This is a genomic window from Bacillus sp. SIMBA_005, from assembly GCF_046535585.1.
Classification (GTDB): domain Bacteria; phylum Bacillota; class Bacilli; order Bacillales; family Bacillaceae; genus Bacillus; species Bacillus pumilus.
The window spans coordinates 1-304 of record NZ_JAWRWI010000190.1 but is presented as its reverse complement, the minus strand read 5'-3'; the positions used below and the strand labels follow the sequence as shown (position 1 = coordinate 304).

Genomic DNA, 304 nt, shown 5'->3' with positions numbered 1-304 from the left:
TGTTTGTAGCCGAACACGAGGACGATGCCGCCACAGATCAGTGTGCTGGCGTAGCCGAGCCAGAGCAGCCGGCCACCCCGCACCGCGTAGAAGCGGGTGACGAGCACCAGGAAGATGCCGACGGCGTTCACCGTGATCGAGATGATCACGGCGAGGATGAGGCTATGCCAGAGCGATGTGACCGCACGTTCTGAGCTGAAGAGGCGCTCGAACGATCGGAACGACGGCGCGCCCGAAGCGTCTGTGAAGACCTGCTTTAGCAGTTCGGCGTTGGGCAGAAGCAGGAATGTGGTGATCGCCCAAC

General features: G+C 61.8%; 1 pseudogene. It reads right to left on the bottom strand.

The window, feature by feature from the left end:
- Positions 1–304: pseudogene (locus tag SB660_RS19710) on the bottom strand (iron ABC transporter permease); the annotation flags it as partial.